A 17,740-nucleotide genomic window follows, 5' to 3' on the forward strand; every position below is an offset into this window, starting at 1 on the left:
TCCCTGTGTGCCACTGTCCAGTTGCCCTGTGGCGCTGTCCAGTTGTCGTAGTGCGCCGACGCCTTGTCGGCGCCACAGCGTAGCGTTCGCGATCTTCCCTTCCGCAGCCGATTCCCCCATCGGGTGCGGAGACAGGCAAGATGGGTGCGTGACCCTCATCGATCAGCTGCCGCGGACCGCCGACCCCGACGCCCTCTACGAAGCCTTCGAGTCGTGGGCCCAGGAACGCGGTCTCACCTTCTATCCGCATCAGGAGGAGGCGCTCATCGAGGTGGTCTCCGGCGCGAACGTGATCGTGTCGACGCCCACCGGCTCCGGCAAGAGCATGATCGCGGCGGGCGCGCACTTCGCCGCCCTCGCCCGTGACGAGGTCACCTTCTACACGGCCCCCATCAAGGCGCTGGTCTCGGAGAAGTTCTTCGAGCTGTGCAAGATCTTCGGCACCGAGAACGTCGGCATGCTCACCGGCGACGCGTCGGTGAACTCCGACGCGCCCGTCATCTGCTGCACCGCCGAGGTGCTGGCGTCCATCGCGCTGCGCGACGGCAAGGACGCCGACGTCGGCCAGGTCGTCATGGACGAGTTCCACTTCTACGCGGAGGCCGATCGCGGCTGGGCCTGGCAGATTCCGATCCTGGAGCTGCCGCAGGCGCAGTTCATCCTGATGTCGGCGACGCTCGGCGATGTCTCGATGTTCGAGAAGGACCTGACCCGGCGTACCGGCCGCCCCACCGCCGTGGTCCGCTCGGCGACCCGCCCGGTACCGCTGTCGTACGAGTACGTGCTGACCCCGCTGACGGAGACGCTCACCGAACTGCTCGCCACCAAACAAGCCCCCGTCTACATCGTGCACTTCACGCAGGCGCAAGCCGTGGAGCGGGCGCAGGCGCTGATGAGCATCAACATGTGTACGCGGGAGGAGAAGGACCAGATCGCCGAGCTGATCGGCAACTTCCGCTTCACCACCAAGTTCGGCCGCAATCTCTCCCGTTACGTACGGCACGGCATCGGTGTGCATCACGCCGGCATGCTCCCCAAGTACCGGCGTCTGGTAGAGAAACTGGCCCAGGCCGGTCTGCTGAAGGTCATCTGCGGCACGGACACGCTCGGCGTCGGCGTCAACGTCCCCATTCGTACGGTGCTGTTCACCGCTCTGACGAAGTACGACGGCAGCCGGGTGCGGACGTTGCGCGCCCGTGAGTTCCATCAGATCGCGGGCCGCGCCGGCAGGGCGGGCTTCGACACGGCCGGCTTCGTCGTCGCACAGGCGCCCGAGCACGTCATCGAGAACGAGAAGGCGCTGGCCAAGGCGGGCGACGACCCGAAGAAGCGTCGCAAGGTGGTGCGGAAGAAGGCGCCCGAGGGGTTCGTCGGCTGGACGGAGAATACCTTCGAGAAGCTCATCGCCTCCGAGCCGGAGCCGCTGACCTCCCGTTTCCGGGTGACCCACACGATGCTGCTGTCGGTGATCGCCCGGCCGGGCAACGCCTTCGAGGCGATGCGACGGCTGCTGGAGGACAACCACGAGCCGCGCAAGCAGCAGGTGCGGCACATCCGCCGTGCCATCGCGATCTACCGCTCGCTCCTCGACGGCGGCATCGTCGAGAAGCTGGACCAGCCGGACGCGGAGGGCCGTATCGTCCGCCTGACGGTCGACCTCCAGCAGGACTTCGCCCTCAACCAGCCCCTGTCCACATTTGCGCTGGCCGCGTTCGAACTGCTCGACCCGGAATCGCCGTCGTACGCCCTGGACATGGTCTCCGTCGTCGAGTCCACGCTGGACGACCCTCGTCAGATCCTGGTCGCCCAGCAGAACAAGGCGCGCGGTGAGGCCGTGGCGGCGATGAAGTCGGACGGCGTCGAGTACGAGGAGCGCATGGAGCGGCTCCAGGACGTCACCTACCCCAAGCCGCTGGAGGAGTTGCTCTTCCACGCGTACAACACGTACCGCAAGAGCCACCCCTGGGTCGGCGACCATCCGCTGTCGCCGAAGTCCGTGATCCGGGACATGTACGAACGGGCGCTGTCCTTCACGGAGTTGGTGTCCTTCTACGAGCTGGCCCGCACCGAGGGCATCGTGCTGCGCTACCTGGCCGGCGCCTACAAGGCCCTCGACCACACCGTCCCCGACGACCTGAAGTCCGACGATCTGGAGGATCTGATCGCCTGGCTCGGCGAGATGGTGCGCCAGGTCGACTCCAGCCTCCTCGACGAGTGGGAGCAGCTCGCCAACCCGGAGGAGATGACCGCCGAGGAGGCCCAGGAGAAGGCCGACCAGGTCAGGCCGGTCACCTCCAACGCACGCGCCTTCCGTGTCCTCGTCCGCAACGCCATGTTCCGCCGTGTCGAACTGGCCGCCCTCGACCAGGTGGACGAGCTGGGCGAGATGGACGCCGAGTCCGGCTGGGACGCCGACCGATGGGGCGAGGCGATGGACAAGTACTGGGACGAGTACGAGGAGCTGGGCACCGGCCCGGACGCCCGTGGCCCCCGGCTGCTGATGATCGAGGAGGAGCCGCAGAATGGTCTGTGGCGCGTCCGCCAGACCTTCGCCGACCCTAACGGCGATCATGACTGGGGCATCAGCGCGGAGATCGACCTCGCGGCCTCCGACGCCGAGGGCCGAGCCGTCGTCAAGGTCACCGACGTCGGCCAGCTGTGAGCACAGGAGAGGCCACCACATGACCACCAACCCCGCCGAACGGCTCGTCGATCTGCTCGACCTGGAGCAGATCGAGGTCAACATCTTCCGCGGGCGCAGCCCGCACGAGTCCCTGCAGCGGGTCTTCGGCGGCCAGGTGGCCGGGCAGGCACTGGTCGCCGCCGGGCGCACCACCGAGGGCGACCGGCCGGTGCACTCACTGCACGCGTACTTCCTGCGCCCGGGCCGCCCGGGCGTGCCGATCGTGTACCAGGTCGAGCGGGTCCGCGACGGGCGCTCGTTCACCACACGGCGGGTCACCGCCGTGCAGCAGGGCCGCACGATCTTCAATCTGACCGCCTCCTTTCATCAGCCTGAGGTGGGGAGCTTCGAGCACCAGCTACCGCCGGCGCGTGAGGTGCCGGACCCCGAGTCCCTGCCGACGGTGACGCAGGAGATCACGGAGCATCTCGGCACGCTCCCCGAACAGTTGGAGCGCATGGCCCGGCGTCAGCCCTTCGACATCCGGTACGTCGACCGGCTGCGCTGGACCCCCGAGGAGATCGAGAACGCAGAGCCGCGCAGCGCGGTGTGGATGCGGGCGGTGGGCCCGCTGGGCGACGACCCGCTGGTCCACACCTGCGCCCTCACCTACGCCAGTGACATGACCCTCCTCGACGCCGTCCGTATCCCCGTCGAGCCCCTGTGGGGGCCTCGGGGCTTCGATATGGCGTCGCTGGACCACGCCATGTGGTTCCACCGCCCGTTCCGCACCGACGAGTGGTTCCTGTACGACCAGGAGTCCCCGATCGCGGTGGGGGGCCGGGGCCTGGCCCGGGGCCGCATCTACGACCTGGAGGGACGCCTCCTCGTCTCGGTCGTCCAGGAGGGCCTGTTCCGCAAACTCGGCGCCTGACCGACAGTCGCACACCGCCCGGCGCGCGCGGGCAGGGCCCGAGGCTCCGCAGCCGATCAACTGATCAGACCATCAGTCGGACGATTCCTCGGCGGAGTCGGCATCGGCCGCGCGGCAGGCCGGGCACAGGATCTGGGCCCCGGGCCCATAGCGGTGGGTCAGGCCTCGGCAGCGAGGACAGAACCCGACCTCCTTGGGCAGGCACCCCAGCAGCAGCGCGGCGACCGCCCGGTCCATCGAGGGGTCGATGCGCTCCGGCATCTCCTCCATGCGTCCGAATCTACGTCCGGCACATCATCCGGGCAGGTCGAGGCGGAGAGCTCTCAGGGTCGTCTGCGCCTCAGCCAGCCGAGGACGCCTTGTCGCTTCTCGGGGCCCGTGGTCGGAGTCGGCCGTTGCGCGGGGCGCCTTGTGTCGTTGGCGGGCGGATGCGGCGGCAGTTTGCGGCGGGGCCTCGGTGCGAGGCGGTGTGCTCGGGCCTCGGCGAGGGACTGCCGGAGGTCCGCGCGCAGCCAGGCGATCTCGTCGGGGTCGTCCGCCGTCATGATCTCCGTGGTACGCAGGGCCGCCGGTGAGTCGGGGGCACCCTGGTCGAAGCGTGCCGGCCGGTGGCGGTTCAAGTGGGCCCGCTCGTAGGGGTCCTGGACGATCTCCGCCACTTGGACCGGATCGAGGAACGAGGCCGGGGCGGCGGCCCGCGCCCAGGGGTCGTCGGCCTGCCGCAGCAGGAACCCCAGTTGGCGTCCCCGCCAGTTCCGGGCGCGCAGATCGAGGCCCGCCTCCAGCCGCTCGCGCGCCTCCTCCGGGGTACGGCCCGTCAACCAGGTCGCGTTGGCATCGTCGGACGCGAACTGCCGTACCTCCTCCGCCAGATACAGCCAGACGACGGCGCGATAGCGGTTCAAGTAGAATTTGACCGGTGTGACGAGTCCCAGCCGGGCGATGCGTCCGAAGCGTGGCGTCGTCACACCCAGGATCTCGGCGGCGGCCTTGGTGCCCACGGTCGCGACCCGTTGCCGCAACGCTTCCGGGAATCCCTCCTCGGCCCGGAGCCGATCGATCTCCGCCCGTGCGACACGACGGTCCCCTCCCCCCTCGTCGAGGACCGTTCGTACACATCCGAGCTGTACAGCGAGGTCCAACTCGCCGCGTTTGAGCCCCAGTTCGCGTGCGGCGCGGCTCTGGGCCAGCGGGCGGACGAGCGGCCCCGCCGGTGCCGGGGCGATGATCGGCGAAGTGGGTGGGGCGGCAGTGGTGGTGTCAGCGGGTCGCGTGATGGTGTTGCCGGACATGGTGGTTCTCCCCCGTGCGATGTCATGCGGTGCTGTGACGGCGCCGTCTCGCGCTCGCCTCGGGAAAAACCGTAGCCGTTTCGCCGGAAGTCGTGGCGGGCCTGTGGATAACTCCGCACACTCCGGAGAAAGCGCAGGTCAGCGATCGGTCGCGGCCGAGTGCTCGGGTTGTCGGGCGTCCACTCCGAGATGTTCTCCGACCCGGTTCACGAGCAGGGTCATCTCGTAGGCGATCTGACCGATGTCGGAATCCGCGGCGCTGAGCACGCACAGACAGCTGCCGGAGCCTGCCGCGGTGACGAAGAGCAGCGCGTCGTCGAACTCGATCATCGTCTGGCGTACATCACCGGCGCGGAAATGGCGTCCCGAGCCCTTGGCGAGGCTGTGCAGACCCGAGGAGACCGCGGCGAGATGTTCGGCGTCCTCGCGCCGCAGACCCGTGCTCGCCTCCGTCACCAGCCCGTCATTGGACAGCACCAGTGCGTGCCGTATCGGTTCCACGCGCTCGGTCAAGTCGTCCAGCAACCAACCGAGTCCCGCGTTCTGCGCCATCGTTCGTACTCCCCGTTGTGTCGTTCCCCCGGCAAAGAGGATCGGACGATTCAGCCTTCCCCACCGCTGTCGCCGGAGCAAGCAGGATGGGGACACGGCAAGGAAGTTGACCGACAAGGATTGGCCGACCTTCGTCTCGCACGTCGCCCACACCCGCGATTCGAGCATCCGTTCGCCCTGAGGACCGTTCCAAGTCCCGCTCATCCCGTTACCGTCGAACGTCGATTCCATGTTCGTGGGTACGAACGTGGGCTGCGTCAAGGGAGGGAATCCGGCCAGTGACGGCCGGGACGCACATGCTCGGCGTGTCGGGCCGCCCCAGACCGCCTCGCCGTTCAGCCCACGGAGTCGAGCAGACGGGCGGTGTGCATGCGGCCGGCGTACTCGACGAGGCGTATCAGCACCTCCTTGCCGGAGTCGCGGTCGCGGGCGTCGCAGAGCACCACGGGGGTGCCCTGGTCCAGGTCCAGTGCGCGGGACACGTCCTGTGCGCCGTACGAGCGGGCTCCCGCGAAGCAGTTGACGGCGACCACGAACGGTATGTGCCGGTGCTCGAAGTAGTCCACCGCCGGGAAGCAGTCCTGCAGACGCCTGGTGTCCGCGAGGACGACGGCCCCTAACGCGCCTTGCGCCAATTCGTCCCACAGGAACCAGAACCGGTCCTGTCCCGGTGTGCCGAACAGATAGAGGGACAGCCCGGACCGGATGGTGATACGGCCGAAGTCCATGGCCACGGTGGTGGTGACCTTCTGGTCCACCCCGTCGGTGTCGTCCACCGACTGACCCGCCTCGCTCAGGAGTTCCTCGGTGCGCAGCGGCCTGATCTCGCTGACGGCGCCCACCAGGGTGGTCTTGCCCACGCCGAATCCACCGGCGACGAGGATCTTCAATGCCAGGGCGCCCGTGTCGCCGTCTGTCACTTCGGTGTGTTCGGAGACCATCGATCACTTCTCTCGGGAGAGTCTGTCACGGTCGGTGTCGGTACAACTGTGCGGAGTGAGCATCATGGCAACTGCTGTCCGACGACGCGGTGTTGGACCGCAAATTCATGGCATCGACCGTCTTGTGCACGTTCGGTGCCCGGTTGGACGCACAAGTCCGTACGGGACGGACCCATGTGGTTGTTCATCCACAGCGCCCTCCGTCCTTCACAACGCCCGCAGTCCCTCGATCACCTCGCGCAGAATCCGTTCGTCCGGGAGCTGGGCGGGCGGGACGGGTCGGCTGACGGTGACGAGACCCATCTCCAGGAGGTCCCCGAGGAGTACGCGGACGACGCCGAGGGGCAGATCCGCACCTGCGGCGAGTTCGGCGACCGATTGGGTCTCGCTACGGCACAGTTCGACGAGCGCCCGGTGTTCCGGGCCCAGCAGGCCGTCGTCAGCCGCGCTCAGTGCGCTCAGTGCGCCCAGTGCGCCCAGTGCGCCCAGTGCGCCGGGTGCGCCGGGTGCGCTGACGGCGAGGGACACCAGGGCGATCAGATCGAAGCGGACACCGCTCGGACCGGGTTTGGTGCGGCCGCCGGTCATCGCGTAGGGGCGGACGAGCGGTCCGGCGTCGTTGTCGTACCACTGGCTGTCCGGCGGCCGGTGCGGAGTGTCCGCGCTGTCCTCGGTCATGAGCACGGTCCGTCCCCGGTTCATCCGGCGGCGGGAGGACGTGCGCCCGCGCGGGGCGGCGTGTAGAGGTGCTCACCGACGCGCTTCACCAACCGGGCCATCTCATACCCCACCAGCCCGATGTCGGCTGTGACGGCGGTGAGCACCGCGAGACAGGAACCGTCCCCCGCGGCGGCCACGAACAGGAAGCCGTCGTCCATCTCCACCATGGTCTGGCGCACACCGCCGGCGTCGAAGTGACGGCCCGCTCCCTTGGCCAGGCTGTGGAACCCCGAGGCCACGGCGGCGAGATGCTCGGCGTCCTCGCGCCTGAGGTCGCTGGAGGCGCCGACCGCGAGCCCGTCGTTCGACAGCACCACGGCGTGCCGTACCTCGTGCGCACGGAGCACCAAGTCGTCCAGCAGCCAGTCGAGTTCGCCGGAGCGTCCGGTGGCCATGGTGGTCGGGTCGTGGATCATGCGGGGTCTCCTTCGCTGCTGTCGCTGCCCACGGCCGGGCTGAGGGCGGCGCCTGGGCCGGGTGTCCTTCCGCCGCCTCGCGTCCAGCCGTCGCGGTAGGCCGTCATGCGGTCCCGTACGAGTTCGGGGGTGCGTTCGTCGTCGGTTCGAGGGCCGGCCGACGGGTCCGGTCGCGGGGCGGCCTGCTCGCGCAGTTGGGGAGCGAGGTGCGCCTGCCGTACGCGGCGTGGCAGTTCATCGGTGCTCTCGGGGTCCTGCGGATGGTGCGGTCGCAGGGTGGTGACGCCGCGCGGTGGCGGTTCGGATGGACTCTCGGCGGGCGTCCGGTCGGCGGCAGCCACGGGAGCCACCAGTGCGGGCCGGTCGGCAGTCCGTTCGACGGGCTCGTGGTGCGCGGCTGCGGGCACGCGCACGTACTCGCGTTCCTCGGGCTGCTCGGCTTCGGCGACGGCCTCGGGGGAACGTTCCGTCATCCCGCTGTGCAGCAGAGCGGTCGGCAGGAGTACGACCGCTGTGGTGCCGCCGTAGGGCGAGGTCCGCAGATGGACCTTGATGCCGTGCCGGGAGGCGAGTCTGCTCACCACGAACAGGCCGAGGCGGTCGCTGTCGAACAGGTCGAGGGCCTCGGACTGCGTGATCCTGCGGTTGGCCCCGGCCAGGGTCTCCCTGCCCATGCCGAGCCCCCGGTCCTCGATCTCGACGGCGTATCCGTTGCCCACCGGTTCCCCGGTGACACGCACGCGCGTGTGAGGCGGGGAGAACTGGGCGGCGTTCTCGACGAGTTCGGCGAGGAGGTGGGTGAGGTCGGCGACGGCCGCGCCGACGATCTGCGCCTCCGGGAGTTGTCGTACCTCCACGCGCGCGTAGTCCTCGATCTCGGAGACGGCCGCGCGGATCACGTTCGTCAGGGAGACCGGCTTGCGCCAGGCGCGGCCGGGAGCGGCTCCGGAGAGGATGATCAGGCTCTCCGCGTGGCGGCGCATCCGGGTGGTGAGGTGGTCGAGTCGGAAGAGGTCGCTGAGTTCGTCCGGGTCCTCGGACCGGCGTTCCATGCTGTCGAGCAGACTCAGTTGGCGGTGGACGAGGACCTGGCTGCGTCGGGCGAGGTTGACGAAGACCCCGGAGATGCCCCCTGCCAGTTCGGCGCGCTCGGCCGCCGCGCGGAGGGCGGCCCGGTGCACCGTGCCCAGGGCCTCGGCGACTTGGCCGGTCTCGTCCTCGGCGGATGGTCCTGGCGGCGCCTCGGTTTCGACGTCGATGTCCTCTCCGGCCCTCAGTTTCCGCATGGCCTCAGGGAGTTTGCGGCGGGCGATCTCCAGGGCGTCGTTGCGCAGGCTCACCAGCTCGACGACCAGGCCGCGTCCGATGCGTACGGAGATGACGAGTGAGGCGACGACGGCGGCGAACCCCAGGAGCACGGCCGCCCCGGCCGGGGTGAGCAGGGCCCGGGCGAAAGGGCCGGCCGCCCGTTCGGCGACGTCACTGCGGGCGTCGGTCTCGACGGCCAGCATGGCGTCCTGCACGCGCGCGTGGACCGACTGCCAGACGGCTTCGGGCACCGCGTCGGCCGCCCTGGAGCCGGCATGGCTCGTACGGACGTCGTCCTCGACCGCACGGAGGTCGGTGTAAGCGCTTGCTCCGGCGAACTGCCGCCAGGCTTCGCCTTCGGGCCCGCGCAGCTCGGCGACGGCTGTCTCCGTCAGGGTGCGGCGGGTGTCGACGGCGCCGGTGAACAGGCGCAGTCGGTCCCGGTCGAGGGTTCCTCCGAGATGGGCGCCGGCGAGGAGCGCGTCCTCTTGGGCCAGGGCTTCGGCCGCGCGGGAGAATTCGAGCAGCACGCGCGCGTCGGAGCCCGTTTCGCCGTCCTGGACGCCGGTGAGCGCACCGCCCACGCCGAATGCCGCGGCGATGGTCGTGGTGTACCGCTCGTACGTCTCGACCCATCCGGTGCGGTGGTCGAGAACCGAGGCCCGCACCGCGCGCATCCGCTCGGCGCCGGCAACGAACGCGGAGAGCCGCTCGGCCACTCCGGAGGGCAGACCGATGCCGTCGGCGATCGTGTGGCCGTCGCCCAGTCTCAGTGCGGCGACGGCACGATCGGTCCGTCGCGCCAGATCTTCGAGCGCGTTCTCATGCTCGCTGGACGGCCTGGTGGCATGGCGCACGGCGGCGACGCGTTCAGCCTGGAGCGCGGCCACGGCTTCGGCGACCGGAGCGCGTACGGAGGCGTCGACGTTCTGGAGTTGGCGGAGTCGCGCGATGTCCTGGGCGGTGGTGACGGTGGCGTGGGCCCAGAGGGCGAGCAGGGAGATCACGGGCACCATCAGCAGGCAGACGATCTTGGCGCGGACGGTGCGGGGGCGTATGTGCCATCGTCGCGCGCGTGTGGGTGGACCGCCTGTCGGTACGGGCCTCGTTCCGTCAGGGGCGAGGTGTTCCTCGGCCGGAGGTCCCGCGTGGGCGCGGCGGCCCCGTATCGCGGGTTGGGGCGGCGCCTCTGCGCCGGCTGTCGGGGTCCTGCGGGGTGTACGCATGGCCTCCTCGATCGGGGTGTCTCGTGCGGGCCCTGGACGTCCGCCACGCGCGCGTGGCTAGTGGGCGACGGCGCTGTCGACGGGCCGCTGGGCCGAAGCGGATGCCTCGCGTTCCCCGGCCGTCGGCGACAGCGCGACGAACGCCGCGGTGAGAAAGAGGTAGGACCCGAGGCCGACTGCGAGGGGGAAGACGAACTGCATCGCCGTGGCCCCGGGCAGGACTTCGCCGGACGGAGCGATCTCCACACCGACCGCCCACATGCCGGTGTAGTGCATGCTGCTCACGGCTCCGCCCATGACCAGGGAGGCGACACCGACCGCGACGGGTGACCTGATGTTGAGCGCCGCCCACAGGGCCGCGGTGGCCGCGGCCACGGCGATCACCACGGAGAGAGCGACGAGTGCGGGGTCATATGTCACGTCGCCGTGCAGCCGCATCGCGGCCATGCCCAGGTAGTGCATGCTCGCGACGCCCAGGCCGGTGGTGAGTCCGCCGAGGAGAAGCGCGCGGGTGCGGTCGCGGCCGTAGCCGACGGCGAAGACCCCGGCGCAGACGACGACCATGGCGACGAGGAGGCTCAGCACGGTCAGCGGCACGTCGTAGCGGATCTCGGTGCCGCTGACCCCGAAGCCGAGCATCGCCACGAAGTGCATCGTCCAGATGCCGGTGCCGATCGCGGAGGCGGCGGTGATCAGCCAGTTGCGACGGGACCTGCCGGTGGCGGCGAGCGCCCGGACGGTGCAGCGCAGTCCGAGAGCGGCGCCGGTGCAGGCCATGACGTATGACAGCGCGGGGGTCAGCCAGCCGAAGGTGGTGTGGTCCAGGTGTCCCATGGCTCCGGGACGCTAGTGGGGGCACGGGAGCACGAAGGGGGCGCATTTCGAAAGGTGGTGGAATGTGGCACATATGTGCGCTGGAACGATCGCCTCACGTTAGAACCTGTGCGCGGCGATCTCCTCGCACCGGTGAGAGATCATGCGGAACATGAGCGACGACCACAGACACGTCCAGGAGTTCTTCACCGCGCGAGCCGCCGACTGGGACATCCGGTTCCCCGACGACGCGGCCGCGTTCGCGTTCGGGGTCGCCGCGCTCGGCCTGCGCCCCGGCGACCGGGTGTTGGACGCCGGGTGCGGCACCGGACGCGCCCTGTCGCTCCTCCGTGCGGCCGTGGGGCCGTCCGGGGTGGTCCTGGGGGCCGATCTGACGCCGGCCATGCTGGAGGCGGCCGTACGGGCCGGACGGGGCCGCGAGGGGCGGTTGCTGCTGGCCGACGTGACGGCGCTGCCGTTGCGCTCGGAGTCTTTGGACGCGGTGTTCGCGGCCGGTCTCGTCGCCCATCTGCCGAACCCGGCGGAAAATCTACGGGAGTTGGCACGAGTGGTCCGGCCGGGCGGCACCCTTGCGCTCTTCCATCCGATCGGTCGAGCGGCACTCGCGGCACGCCAGGGGCGGCGGATCACCCCGAATGATTTGCGTGCGGAGGCGAACCTGCGTCCCTTGCTGGCCCGTTCGGGCTGGCGCATGACGTCGTACGTCGACGAGGAGGCACGTTTCCTCGCACTCGCGGTGCGCGACCTCTGAGCCCGCACCTGCCCGGGGAAGGGCGCCCGCCGGTTCCGGAATCCACCCTTCGATGCCCTTCACGGCGTAGACCCTCTTTTGTCGCCGCAACTCCCTCTCTACGTTGAGTGGGAAGACGCGAACGATCCGTGAGAGCGACGCGGCGGGAAGGTAGCCCATGTTCGGCAGGCTCCGTAAGTCCTTCGACAGATTCCGCACTTCGTCGCGCACGGAGAGGACTACGCGGGAAGTGAAGCGCACACACAATTTGTTCGAGGCGGCCGCCGTCTACATAGCGGCCTCCGCCGAGGACGATCAGGAACGGATCGACGAGGCGGTGACCTGGGTGTCACCCGAGGCACTGTCGTTCGGGGTGAGTGAGCTGGCATGCCGGGCGGTCATCGCGCTGGCACGTGAGCGGGACGAGTCGCCGCAGACGGTGGCGCGGTCGCTGCTGGGACTGCCCTCCGCCTGAACGGGTGAGGGCGTCCGGTCGTTCGCCCGCGCCCGGTCGAACAAGCGTGGTTCCGCGCCGGGCGGCGGAAGATCCATGTGCTGTTCCCGCTCGTGACAAGGGCCCGTCGGGCGCATTAGGGTGCGCCGACGGACGAGCGAGAGCGATGGGAGAGCGGGATGGCCGGGACGGATGAGGCTGCCGTCGCCGCCGAGGACGACGACGCACTGTATGTGCTCACGGCGGTACTGCTCACGCCCGCGAACTTTCCCAGCGTGCTGGGCGACGACTATCCGGAGGCGTGTGCGGCGCTGGGCCTCGCACCGCTGGCAGACGGCTACGGGATCGTCCTGGGCCAGGACGGCGACGGTGCCCGCTGGACGGTGGTCGTCGACGACGTGTCGCTGGTCGCTGTCGCCATCGCGTCGTGGGACTGCGGCATGGAGTACGACCTGTCGCCCGACGAGGACTCGGTCGTGGCCGCACTGCCCGGCTGGCCGCTCGCGGTCGCCGTCGCGGCTCCCGGGGTGCCCGCACCGCACGATCCCGACCCCGAGCTCTCGGACCGACCTCCGCTGAGCCCGCCGGACACCGGCACCTGGGGCCCCGCCCAGCGGCGTCTGGGAGCCGACGAGATCGCGCTCCAGTGGAGCACCTGGCGGGAGCAGATCGACGACGCCGCGTTCGCCGGGCAGGAGGGTGCGGGCGAGCCCTCGGAAACCGCGAACACCGCCGAGCCCGCCGGGGGCGACACCAAGACCGGGGGTGACGAGAGCGCCGCCCGTACCGGCATCCGTCGTGTGCTCGCGGAAGCACGCGCGTATGTGGACTCGCCGCCGCCTCTGGGACGCGTCCGCTCGTCGTTCGCGCCCGGCGACGCCCGGACCCTGCGTGCCGACGGCCCCGGCTGGTCGATGGTGGCCAGGACCGACGACATCGCGTTCGTCCTCCTCGACGAGGAGCCCGGGGAAGTGCTCCCGGTGGGCCGAGGCCCGGAACTGCCCGGCCTCCTGGAGTCCCTCGACAAGATCGCGGTACGTCCCAACTGAACCCCGCGCACCCCGCGCACCCTGCGCCCCGGTGCGTCCAGTGAGCCAGCCCTGTCACCGGCCCGCGCTCACGGGCCGGTGACCTCTCAGCGGCCGATCTCCTTGCGCCCGACCCGGCGGAGCCTGCGCCGCTGCGAGGGGTCCAGCGTGAGGTACGCGGCTGTGGGTATCCCCAGAACGATCAAGAGATTGACCCAGAAGGGGAAGGGCAACAGGATCAGCAGGACGATCCCGATTGCCGCTCCCCCCGCGACGATCTTCGTGCTCTTCGACATCTCCGTCGCCTCCTTCGCGGCCATCGCCGCTCTCTGTCCTGAAAACGGGATCGAGCTCTCCGCGGTTCCGGACCACGACCCTGACGCAACCCTGAGGTCACCCCCGGATGCAACCCTGAGATACCCCGTCGGACAACAGCCCAAGTGACCTGCGTCACCACCAGCCACACCTTCCAGGTGCTCGAAATGATGTACCCTCGGGCATTCTGACTGAGCTAGTCAAATTTGAGGAGTACAGGATCTCTGTGCCATCGCATCTCTTGGCAAGCCTCTCCGACGTCTCCGAACTGATCCGCTGCCAAACCAGCTTCACGGCCTCCGACCCGGCTCGTACCGGCCGTGTGCTGTTCTGGCGGCCGGACGGCGCCGCGCCGCCCTTGGTCGTGCCCGGCTCCATCGAGGAGCCCGCGGTCGTGCTGCCCGGTGACGAGGGTGTCGAGCTGGTGACGGTGGCGGCCCTGTCGCTGCCGGTGCACGCCGCGCTGCCGGTGCTCACACGCGCGCGTGCCGCCGTGGGTGCCCATCGGTCGACGGCATTCTGGGGCGCTGCCGCTCTACTGGCGCTGCAGTTCACCGCGCGGGGGCTGCTGTTGCCCGGTGTGACCGCGAGCGGCCACGACGCCTGGCGGGTCGGCCCGCTACGGGTGGAGGACCTGAAGCGAGTCCGTGAGCTGGCCGCCGCGATGCCGCCGGAGGCGCACGCCGTACCTGTGGACCACATCGTGCCGTTGCGTCTGCCGGACCCCGAGCGGCTGCTGCGTGGGTTCCTCGACGCGGTCGCCGACTCGTTGCCCCGCTCCCCCGCCGCGGTGCCGGCGACGGGTGGCCCCGCGTTCGCGGCGAGGGAACCGCAGCACGTACCCGAGCAACGCTCCTGGGCCGCCGATGTCGCCGCCGGTCACGACGCGGGGGTCCGAGTGTCCCTGCGTGTGGAGGTGCTGGGGCTGGCATCGGCCGAGTCGGACGGGGCTCGGCCGACCTTCCGGGCCGTCCCCCAGATGCACAGCTTCAGCGACCCGACGCTGGTCGCGGACGCATCCGGCGTGTGGGCCGACGCCGACGTGTTCGACTCCCGCGCGCGTATGGACGCCCTGCTCGCGTTGCGGCGCGCGGCCCGCGCCTGGCCCCCTCTCGCCCCGCTGCTCTCGGCCGCCGTACCGGACTGCGTTGAACTCGCCGACGAGGAGGTCACCGAACTGCTCGGCGAGGGCGCACGCGCGTTGGCGAGCGCCGGTGTGGACGTGCACTGGCCGAAGGAGCTGGCACACAGGTTGACGGCACGCGCGGTCATCGGCCCACCGGACGACGGGGACGGCCCTGACAAGGCAGCGTCAAACACGCCGTCGCTGTTGTCCGCCGACGCCCTGCTCGCCTTCGACTGGTGGTTCGCGTTGGGCGACCAGCGACTCACCCGGCAGGAACTGGATCTCCTCGCCGAGGCGAACCGACCGATGGTGCGACTGCGAGACCGATGGGTCCTCGTCGACCCGGAGGAGATCCGTCGGGCCCACGCCCAGCAGGACCACAAGGTGTCGCCCGTCGAGGCCCTCAGCGCCGCTCTGACGGGCTCCACGGAGGTCGACGGCCGGATGGTCGACATACGGCCCACCGGCTGGCTGGCGACGCTGCGAGAGCGCCTGTCGGACCCCGAGAGTCAGGAACCGGTCGGACAGCCGTCCGGGCTCGCCGCGACTCTCAGGGACTACCAGTTGCGCGGACTCGGCTGGCTGGCCCGGATGACCTCCCTGGGGCTCGGCGGCTGTCTGGCCGACGACATGGGTCTGGGCAAGACGATCACTCTGATCGCCCTGCATCTGCACCGGCAGTCCGACAGCACGTCCGCCGGACCCACCCTCGTGGTCTGTCCGGCGTCGCTGATGGGCAACTGGCAGCGGGAGATCGAGAAGTTCGCGCCCGGCGTCCCCGTGCGTCGCTTCCACGGGGCCGGACGCGGTCTGGAGGAGCTCGCCGATGGGGAGTTCGTCCTCACCACGTACGGCACGATGCGCCTCGACGCGCCCCGGCTCGCCGATGTGCCGTGGGGCATGGTGGTCGCGGACGAGGCGCAGCACGTGAAGAACCCCTACTCGACCACCGCGAAGGAGTTGCGCACGATCGGCGCACGCGCGCGTGTGGCGCTCACAGGCACGCCGGTGGAGAACAATCTGTCCGAGCTGTGGGCGATCCTCGACTGGACGACGCCGGGCCTGCTCGGCGGGCTCGGCACCTTCCGCAGCCGTTACGCGCAGGCCGTCGAGGGCGGCGGCGACCCCGCAGCCGCCGAGCGGCTGACCCGGCTCGTACGGCCGTTCCTGCTGCGCCGCCGCAAGTCGGACCCGGGCATCGCACCGGAACTCCCGCCGAAGACGGAGACCGACCGCGCGGTGTCGCTCAGCAGGGAACAGGTCGGCCTGTACGAGGCGTTGGTCCGCGAGACCATGGCGGAGATCGCGGCGGCCGACGGCATGGAGCGGCGCGGACTGATCATGAAGCTGCTGACCGGGTTGAAGCAGATCTGCAATCACCCGGCGCAGTTCCTCAAGGAGAAACACCCCAGGATCGCGGGCAGATCGGGGAAGCTGGAGCTGCTGGACGAGCTCTTGGACACCATCCTCTCCGAGGGGGCGAGCGCTCTGGTGTTCACCCAGTACGTGCAGATGGCGCGGCTCCTGGAACGCCATCTCGCCGCCCGTGGCGTGCCGACGGCCTTTCTGCACGGTGGGACGGCGATCCCCGAGCGCGAAGCGATGGTCGAGCGCTTCCAGCGGGGCGAAGTGCCGGTCTTCCTGCTGTCGTTGAAGGCCGCCGGTACGGGACTGAACCTGACGCGCGCCGAGCATGTCGTGCACTACGACCGCTGGTGGAACCCGGCCGTCGAGGCCCAGGCCACCGACCGGGCGTACCGCATCGGGCAGACACGACCGGTGCAGGTGCATCGGCTGATCACGGAGGGGACGATCGAGGACCGGATCGCGGACATGCTGGTCCGTAAGCGGGAGTTGGCCGAGGCGGTGCTCGGTTCCGGCGACGCGGGGCTCACCGAGTTGTCCGACGCCGAGTTGGCCGATCTGGTGGAGCTGCGAGGGGGCGCACGATGACGGATCACACCGGGCATGACGAAGAGCGCACCTTCCCGGCTCTGGCTCCCGTCCACGGGCGGGGATTCGCGCGGACGTGGTGGGGTCAGGCGTGGCTGAAGGCCCTGGAGGACGCGGCGTTGGACTCGGAGCAGGTGAAGGCGGGGCGCAGGCTCGCGCGCGCGGGAGCGGTGGGTGGCGTCTCGGTGCGGCCCGGGCGGGTCACCGCCGTCGTCCGGGACCGGGACGGCACGGCCCATCGGGCCGATGTCCTGCTTCAGGAGCTGTCCGAGGAGCACTGGGATCGCTTCCTGGGCATGGCCGTCGAGCGGTCCGGGCACATCGCCGCGCTGCTCGACCGGGAGATGCCGCCGCATCTGGTCGAGGACGCCGCGACGGCCGGGATCGAACTCCTGCCCGGGCTGGGTGATCTGGAGGCCGCGTGCGACTGCGGTGCCTGGGACCACTGCGGGCACACCGCGGCACTCTGCTACCAGGTGGCCCGCCTCCTGGACGAGGACCCGTTCCTCCTGCTGCTGTTGAGGGGGCGCCCCGAGCCGGCGCTCCTGGACGAACTCCAGGTGCGCGGTGTCGCTGCCACGGTGAACGAGCAGACGGCGCCGGAGGCCGTCCAGGGCGGCCTGGACGCCGCCGCCGCGTACGCGGCCGGGGACATCCTGCCGCCGCTCCCGGAGCCGCCCGAGCCGCCCCTGGAGCCCGGCCTACCGCCTTCTTTGGACACTGAGGTCCCGCCCCCGCCCGGCGTGGACCCGGCGGCGCTTGAGTTCATGGCGGCACAGACGGCGCGGGAGGCCCACCGGCTGTTGACCGAGGCCCTCCGCGCCGGGCATGAACAGCAGCCGCTGGAAAGCGACTTGACGCCCCCTCAGGATGCCGCGCGTCTGGCCGCCGGTGAGCCGAGGCCGAGCATCGAGGCCCGGCTCGCGTCCGGGTCCGGGCGTGACCGGGAAGGGCTGGCGCTCGCCGTCCGCGCCTGGCGGCTCGGCGGTGCGGCCGGACTCGCCGTACTGGAGGAGGAGTGGAGCGTGGCGGCGGATGCGCTCGCACGCACGCGTGCCGCCCTGGAGACGGCCTGGGACGAGGACGAGCGACCCCGGTTGCGCTCGACCCACAATCGCTGGACCGTGATCGGCGGCTCGGCCCAACTGCGGCTGGGCCATGACGGCCGCTGGTGGCCGTACCGCAGGGAACGCGGCCGTTGGTCACCCGCGGGTCCGGCGGCCCAGGACCCGGCCACGGCACTGGCTTCGATCGGAGCCGACGCGTAGACGGCGGCCCGGAGACCGGG

Annotated in this window: 16 protein-coding genes; 7 read left to right on the forward strand and 9 right to left on the reverse strand. The window is 70.4% G+C overall.

The window, feature by feature from the left end:
* The first annotated feature begins 148 nt into the window (after positions 1-148).
* Positions 149-2,662 (forward strand): DEAD/DEAH box helicase, encoded by a 2,514-nt coding sequence (locus ACWD4G_RS39380; RefSeq protein WP_451302397.1) that lies wholly within the window; start codon positions 149-151, stop codon positions 2,660-2,662.
* A 19-nt stretch (positions 2,663-2,681) separates the two neighbouring features.
* A complete protein-coding gene (locus ACWD4G_RS39385; RefSeq protein WP_451302399.1) occupies positions 2,682-3,557 on the forward strand; it encodes an acyl-CoA thioesterase in 876 nt (291 codons plus the stop codon).
* A 72-nt stretch (positions 3,558-3,629) separates the two neighbouring features.
* Here ACWD4G_RS39385 and ACWD4G_RS39390 read toward each other — a convergent pair whose 3' ends face one another.
* The 8 genes from ACWD4G_RS39390 to ACWD4G_RS39425 form a co-directional block, all read right to left on the reverse strand.
* Positions 3,630-3,827, reverse strand: a complete 198-nt coding sequence (locus ACWD4G_RS39390; RefSeq protein WP_451302401.1) for a hypothetical protein — start codon at positions 3,825-3,827, stop codon at positions 3,630-3,632.
* 53 nt (positions 3,828-3,880) lie between these two features.
* On the reverse strand, positions 3,881-4,849 hold the full coding sequence (locus tag ACWD4G_RS39395; RefSeq protein ID WP_451302403.1) for a DUF6397 family protein: 969 nt from the start codon (positions 4,847-4,849) through the stop codon (positions 3,881-3,883).
* 138 nt (positions 4,850-4,987) lie between these two features.
* Positions 4,988-5,401, reverse strand: coding sequence for a roadblock/LC7 domain-containing protein (locus ACWD4G_RS39400; protein ID WP_451302405.1), 414 nt, complete (start codon positions 5,399-5,401; stop codon positions 4,988-4,990).
* 335 nt (positions 5,402-5,736) lie between these two features.
* Positions 5,737-6,342 carry a GTP-binding protein gene (locus ACWD4G_RS39405; RefSeq protein ID WP_451302407.1) on the reverse strand — a complete coding sequence of 202 codons (606 nt, stop codon included), beginning with the start codon at positions 6,340-6,342 and terminating at the stop codon, positions 5,737-5,739.
* Positions 6,343-6,549: 207 nt separating this feature from the next.
* Positions 6,550-7,020, reverse strand: a complete 471-nt coding sequence (locus ACWD4G_RS39410; protein WP_451302409.1) for a DUF742 domain-containing protein — start codon at positions 7,018-7,020, stop codon at positions 6,550-6,552.
* A 20-nt stretch (positions 7,021-7,040) separates the two neighbouring features.
* Positions 7,041-7,478, reverse strand: a complete 438-nt coding sequence (locus tag ACWD4G_RS39415; RefSeq protein WP_451302411.1) for a roadblock/LC7 domain-containing protein — start codon at positions 7,476-7,478, stop codon at positions 7,041-7,043.
* Positions 7,475-10,012, reverse strand: a complete 2,538-nt coding sequence (locus ACWD4G_RS39420; RefSeq protein WP_451302413.1) for a sensor histidine kinase — start codon at positions 10,010-10,012, stop codon at positions 7,475-7,477. Before ACWD4G_RS39420 ends, ACWD4G_RS39415 begins: the two co-directional genes overlap by 4 nt.
* A gap of 57 nt (positions 10,013-10,069) precedes the next feature.
* Positions 10,070-10,846 (reverse strand): MHYT domain-containing protein, encoded by a 777-nt coding sequence (locus ACWD4G_RS39425; RefSeq protein ID WP_451302415.1) that lies wholly within the window; start codon positions 10,844-10,846, stop codon positions 10,070-10,072.
* A 142-nt stretch (positions 10,847-10,988) separates the two neighbouring features.
* On the opposite strand from ACWD4G_RS39425, the gene ACWD4G_RS39430 reads away from it, so the two are divergent.
* The 3 genes from ACWD4G_RS39430 to ACWD4G_RS39440 all read left to right on the forward strand — a co-directional run bounded on the left by ACWD4G_RS39430 (position 10,989) and on the right by ACWD4G_RS39440 (position 13,079).
* Complete coding sequence (locus tag ACWD4G_RS39430; RefSeq protein ID WP_451302417.1) at positions 10,989-11,597, forward strand: class I SAM-dependent methyltransferase; 609 nt, start codon at positions 10,989-10,991, stop codon at positions 11,595-11,597.
* Positions 11,598-11,754: 157 nt separating this feature from the next.
* The gene (locus tag ACWD4G_RS39435) at positions 11,755-12,051 is read left to right on the forward strand and encodes a hypothetical protein (protein ID WP_451302419.1); all 297 of its coding nucleotides are present in this window, start codon (positions 11,755-11,757) and stop codon (positions 12,049-12,051) included.
* Between the two features lie 158 nt (positions 12,052-12,209).
* Positions 12,210-13,079 carry a hypothetical protein gene (locus ACWD4G_RS39440; protein ID WP_451302421.1) on the forward strand — a complete coding sequence of 290 codons (870 nt, stop codon included), beginning with the start codon at positions 12,210-12,212 and terminating at the stop codon, positions 13,077-13,079.
* 86 nt (positions 13,080-13,165) lie between these two features.
* On the opposite strand, the gene ACWD4G_RS39445 is transcribed toward ACWD4G_RS39440, so the two are convergent.
* Complete coding sequence (locus tag ACWD4G_RS39445; protein ID WP_451302423.1) at positions 13,166-13,378, reverse strand: hypothetical protein; 213 nt, start codon at positions 13,376-13,378, stop codon at positions 13,166-13,168.
* Between the two features lie 221 nt (positions 13,379-13,599).
* On the opposite strand from ACWD4G_RS39445, the gene ACWD4G_RS39450 reads away from it, so the two are divergent.
* Together ACWD4G_RS39450 and ACWD4G_RS39455 are read left to right on the forward strand one after the other, a co-directional pair.
* Positions 13,600-16,452 carry a DEAD/DEAH box helicase gene (locus tag ACWD4G_RS39450; protein WP_451302425.1) on the forward strand — a complete coding sequence of 951 codons (2,853 nt, stop codon included), beginning with the start codon at positions 13,600-13,602 and terminating at the stop codon, positions 16,450-16,452.
* Positions 16,449-17,720, forward strand: a complete 1,272-nt coding sequence (locus ACWD4G_RS39455; protein ID WP_451302427.1) for an SWIM zinc finger family protein — start codon at positions 16,449-16,451, stop codon at positions 17,718-17,720. Before ACWD4G_RS39450 ends, ACWD4G_RS39455 begins: the two co-directional genes overlap by 4 nt.
* The last annotated feature ends 20 nt before the right edge of the window (positions 17,721-17,740 follow it).

The sequence above is a fragment of the Streptomyces sp. NPDC002643 genome, assembly GCF_053592555.1.

What these genes read in the sequence shown, in the direction of transcription:
- ACWD4G_RS39435 (WP_451302419.1), top strand. Translation starts at nt 11,755, where the DNA reads ATGTTCGGCAGGCTCCGTAAGTCCTTCGACAGATTCCGCACTTCGTCG.
- ACWD4G_RS39420 (WP_451302413.1), bottom strand. Translation starts at nt 10,012, where the DNA reads ATGCGTACACCCCGCAGGACCCCGACAGCCGGCGCAGAGGCGCCGCCC.
- ACWD4G_RS39415 (WP_451302411.1), bottom strand. Translation starts at nt 7,478, where the DNA reads ATGATCCACGACCCGACCACCATGGCCACCGGACGCTCCGGCGAACTC.
- ACWD4G_RS39405 (WP_451302407.1), bottom strand. Translation starts at nt 6,342, where the DNA reads ATGGTCTCCGAACACACCGAAGTGACAGACGGCGACACGGGCGCCCTG.
- ACWD4G_RS39445 (WP_451302423.1), bottom strand. Translation starts at nt 13,378, where the DNA reads ATGGCCGCGAAGGAGGCGACGGAGATGTCGAAGAGCACGAAGATCGTC.
- ACWD4G_RS39455 (WP_451302427.1), top strand. Translation starts at nt 16,449, where the DNA reads ATGACGGATCACACCGGGCATGACGAAGAGCGCACCTTCCCGGCTCTG.
- ACWD4G_RS39440 (WP_451302421.1), top strand. Translation starts at nt 12,210, where the DNA reads ATGGCCGGGACGGATGAGGCTGCCGTCGCCGCCGAGGACGACGACGCA.
- ACWD4G_RS39395 (WP_451302403.1), bottom strand. Translation starts at nt 4,849, where the DNA reads ATGTCCGGCAACACCATCACGCGACCCGCTGACACCACCACTGCCGCC.
- ACWD4G_RS39430 (WP_451302417.1), top strand. Translation starts at nt 10,989, where the DNA reads ATGCGGAACATGAGCGACGACCACAGACACGTCCAGGAGTTCTTCACC.
- ACWD4G_RS39425 (WP_451302415.1), bottom strand. Translation starts at nt 10,846, where the DNA reads ATGGGACACCTGGACCACACCACCTTCGGCTGGCTGACCCCCGCGCTG.
- ACWD4G_RS39390 (WP_451302401.1), bottom strand. Translation starts at nt 3,827, where the DNA reads ATGGAGGAGATGCCGGAGCGCATCGACCCCTCGATGGACCGGGCGGTC.
- ACWD4G_RS39400 (WP_451302405.1), bottom strand. Translation starts at nt 5,401, where the DNA reads ATGGCGCAGAACGCGGGACTCGGTTGGTTGCTGGACGACTTGACCGAG.
- ACWD4G_RS39410 (WP_451302409.1), bottom strand. Translation starts at nt 7,020, where the DNA reads ATGACCGAGGACAGCGCGGACACTCCGCACCGGCCGCCGGACAGCCAG.
- ACWD4G_RS39385 (WP_451302399.1), top strand. Translation starts at nt 2,682, where the DNA reads ATGACCACCAACCCCGCCGAACGGCTCGTCGATCTGCTCGACCTGGAG.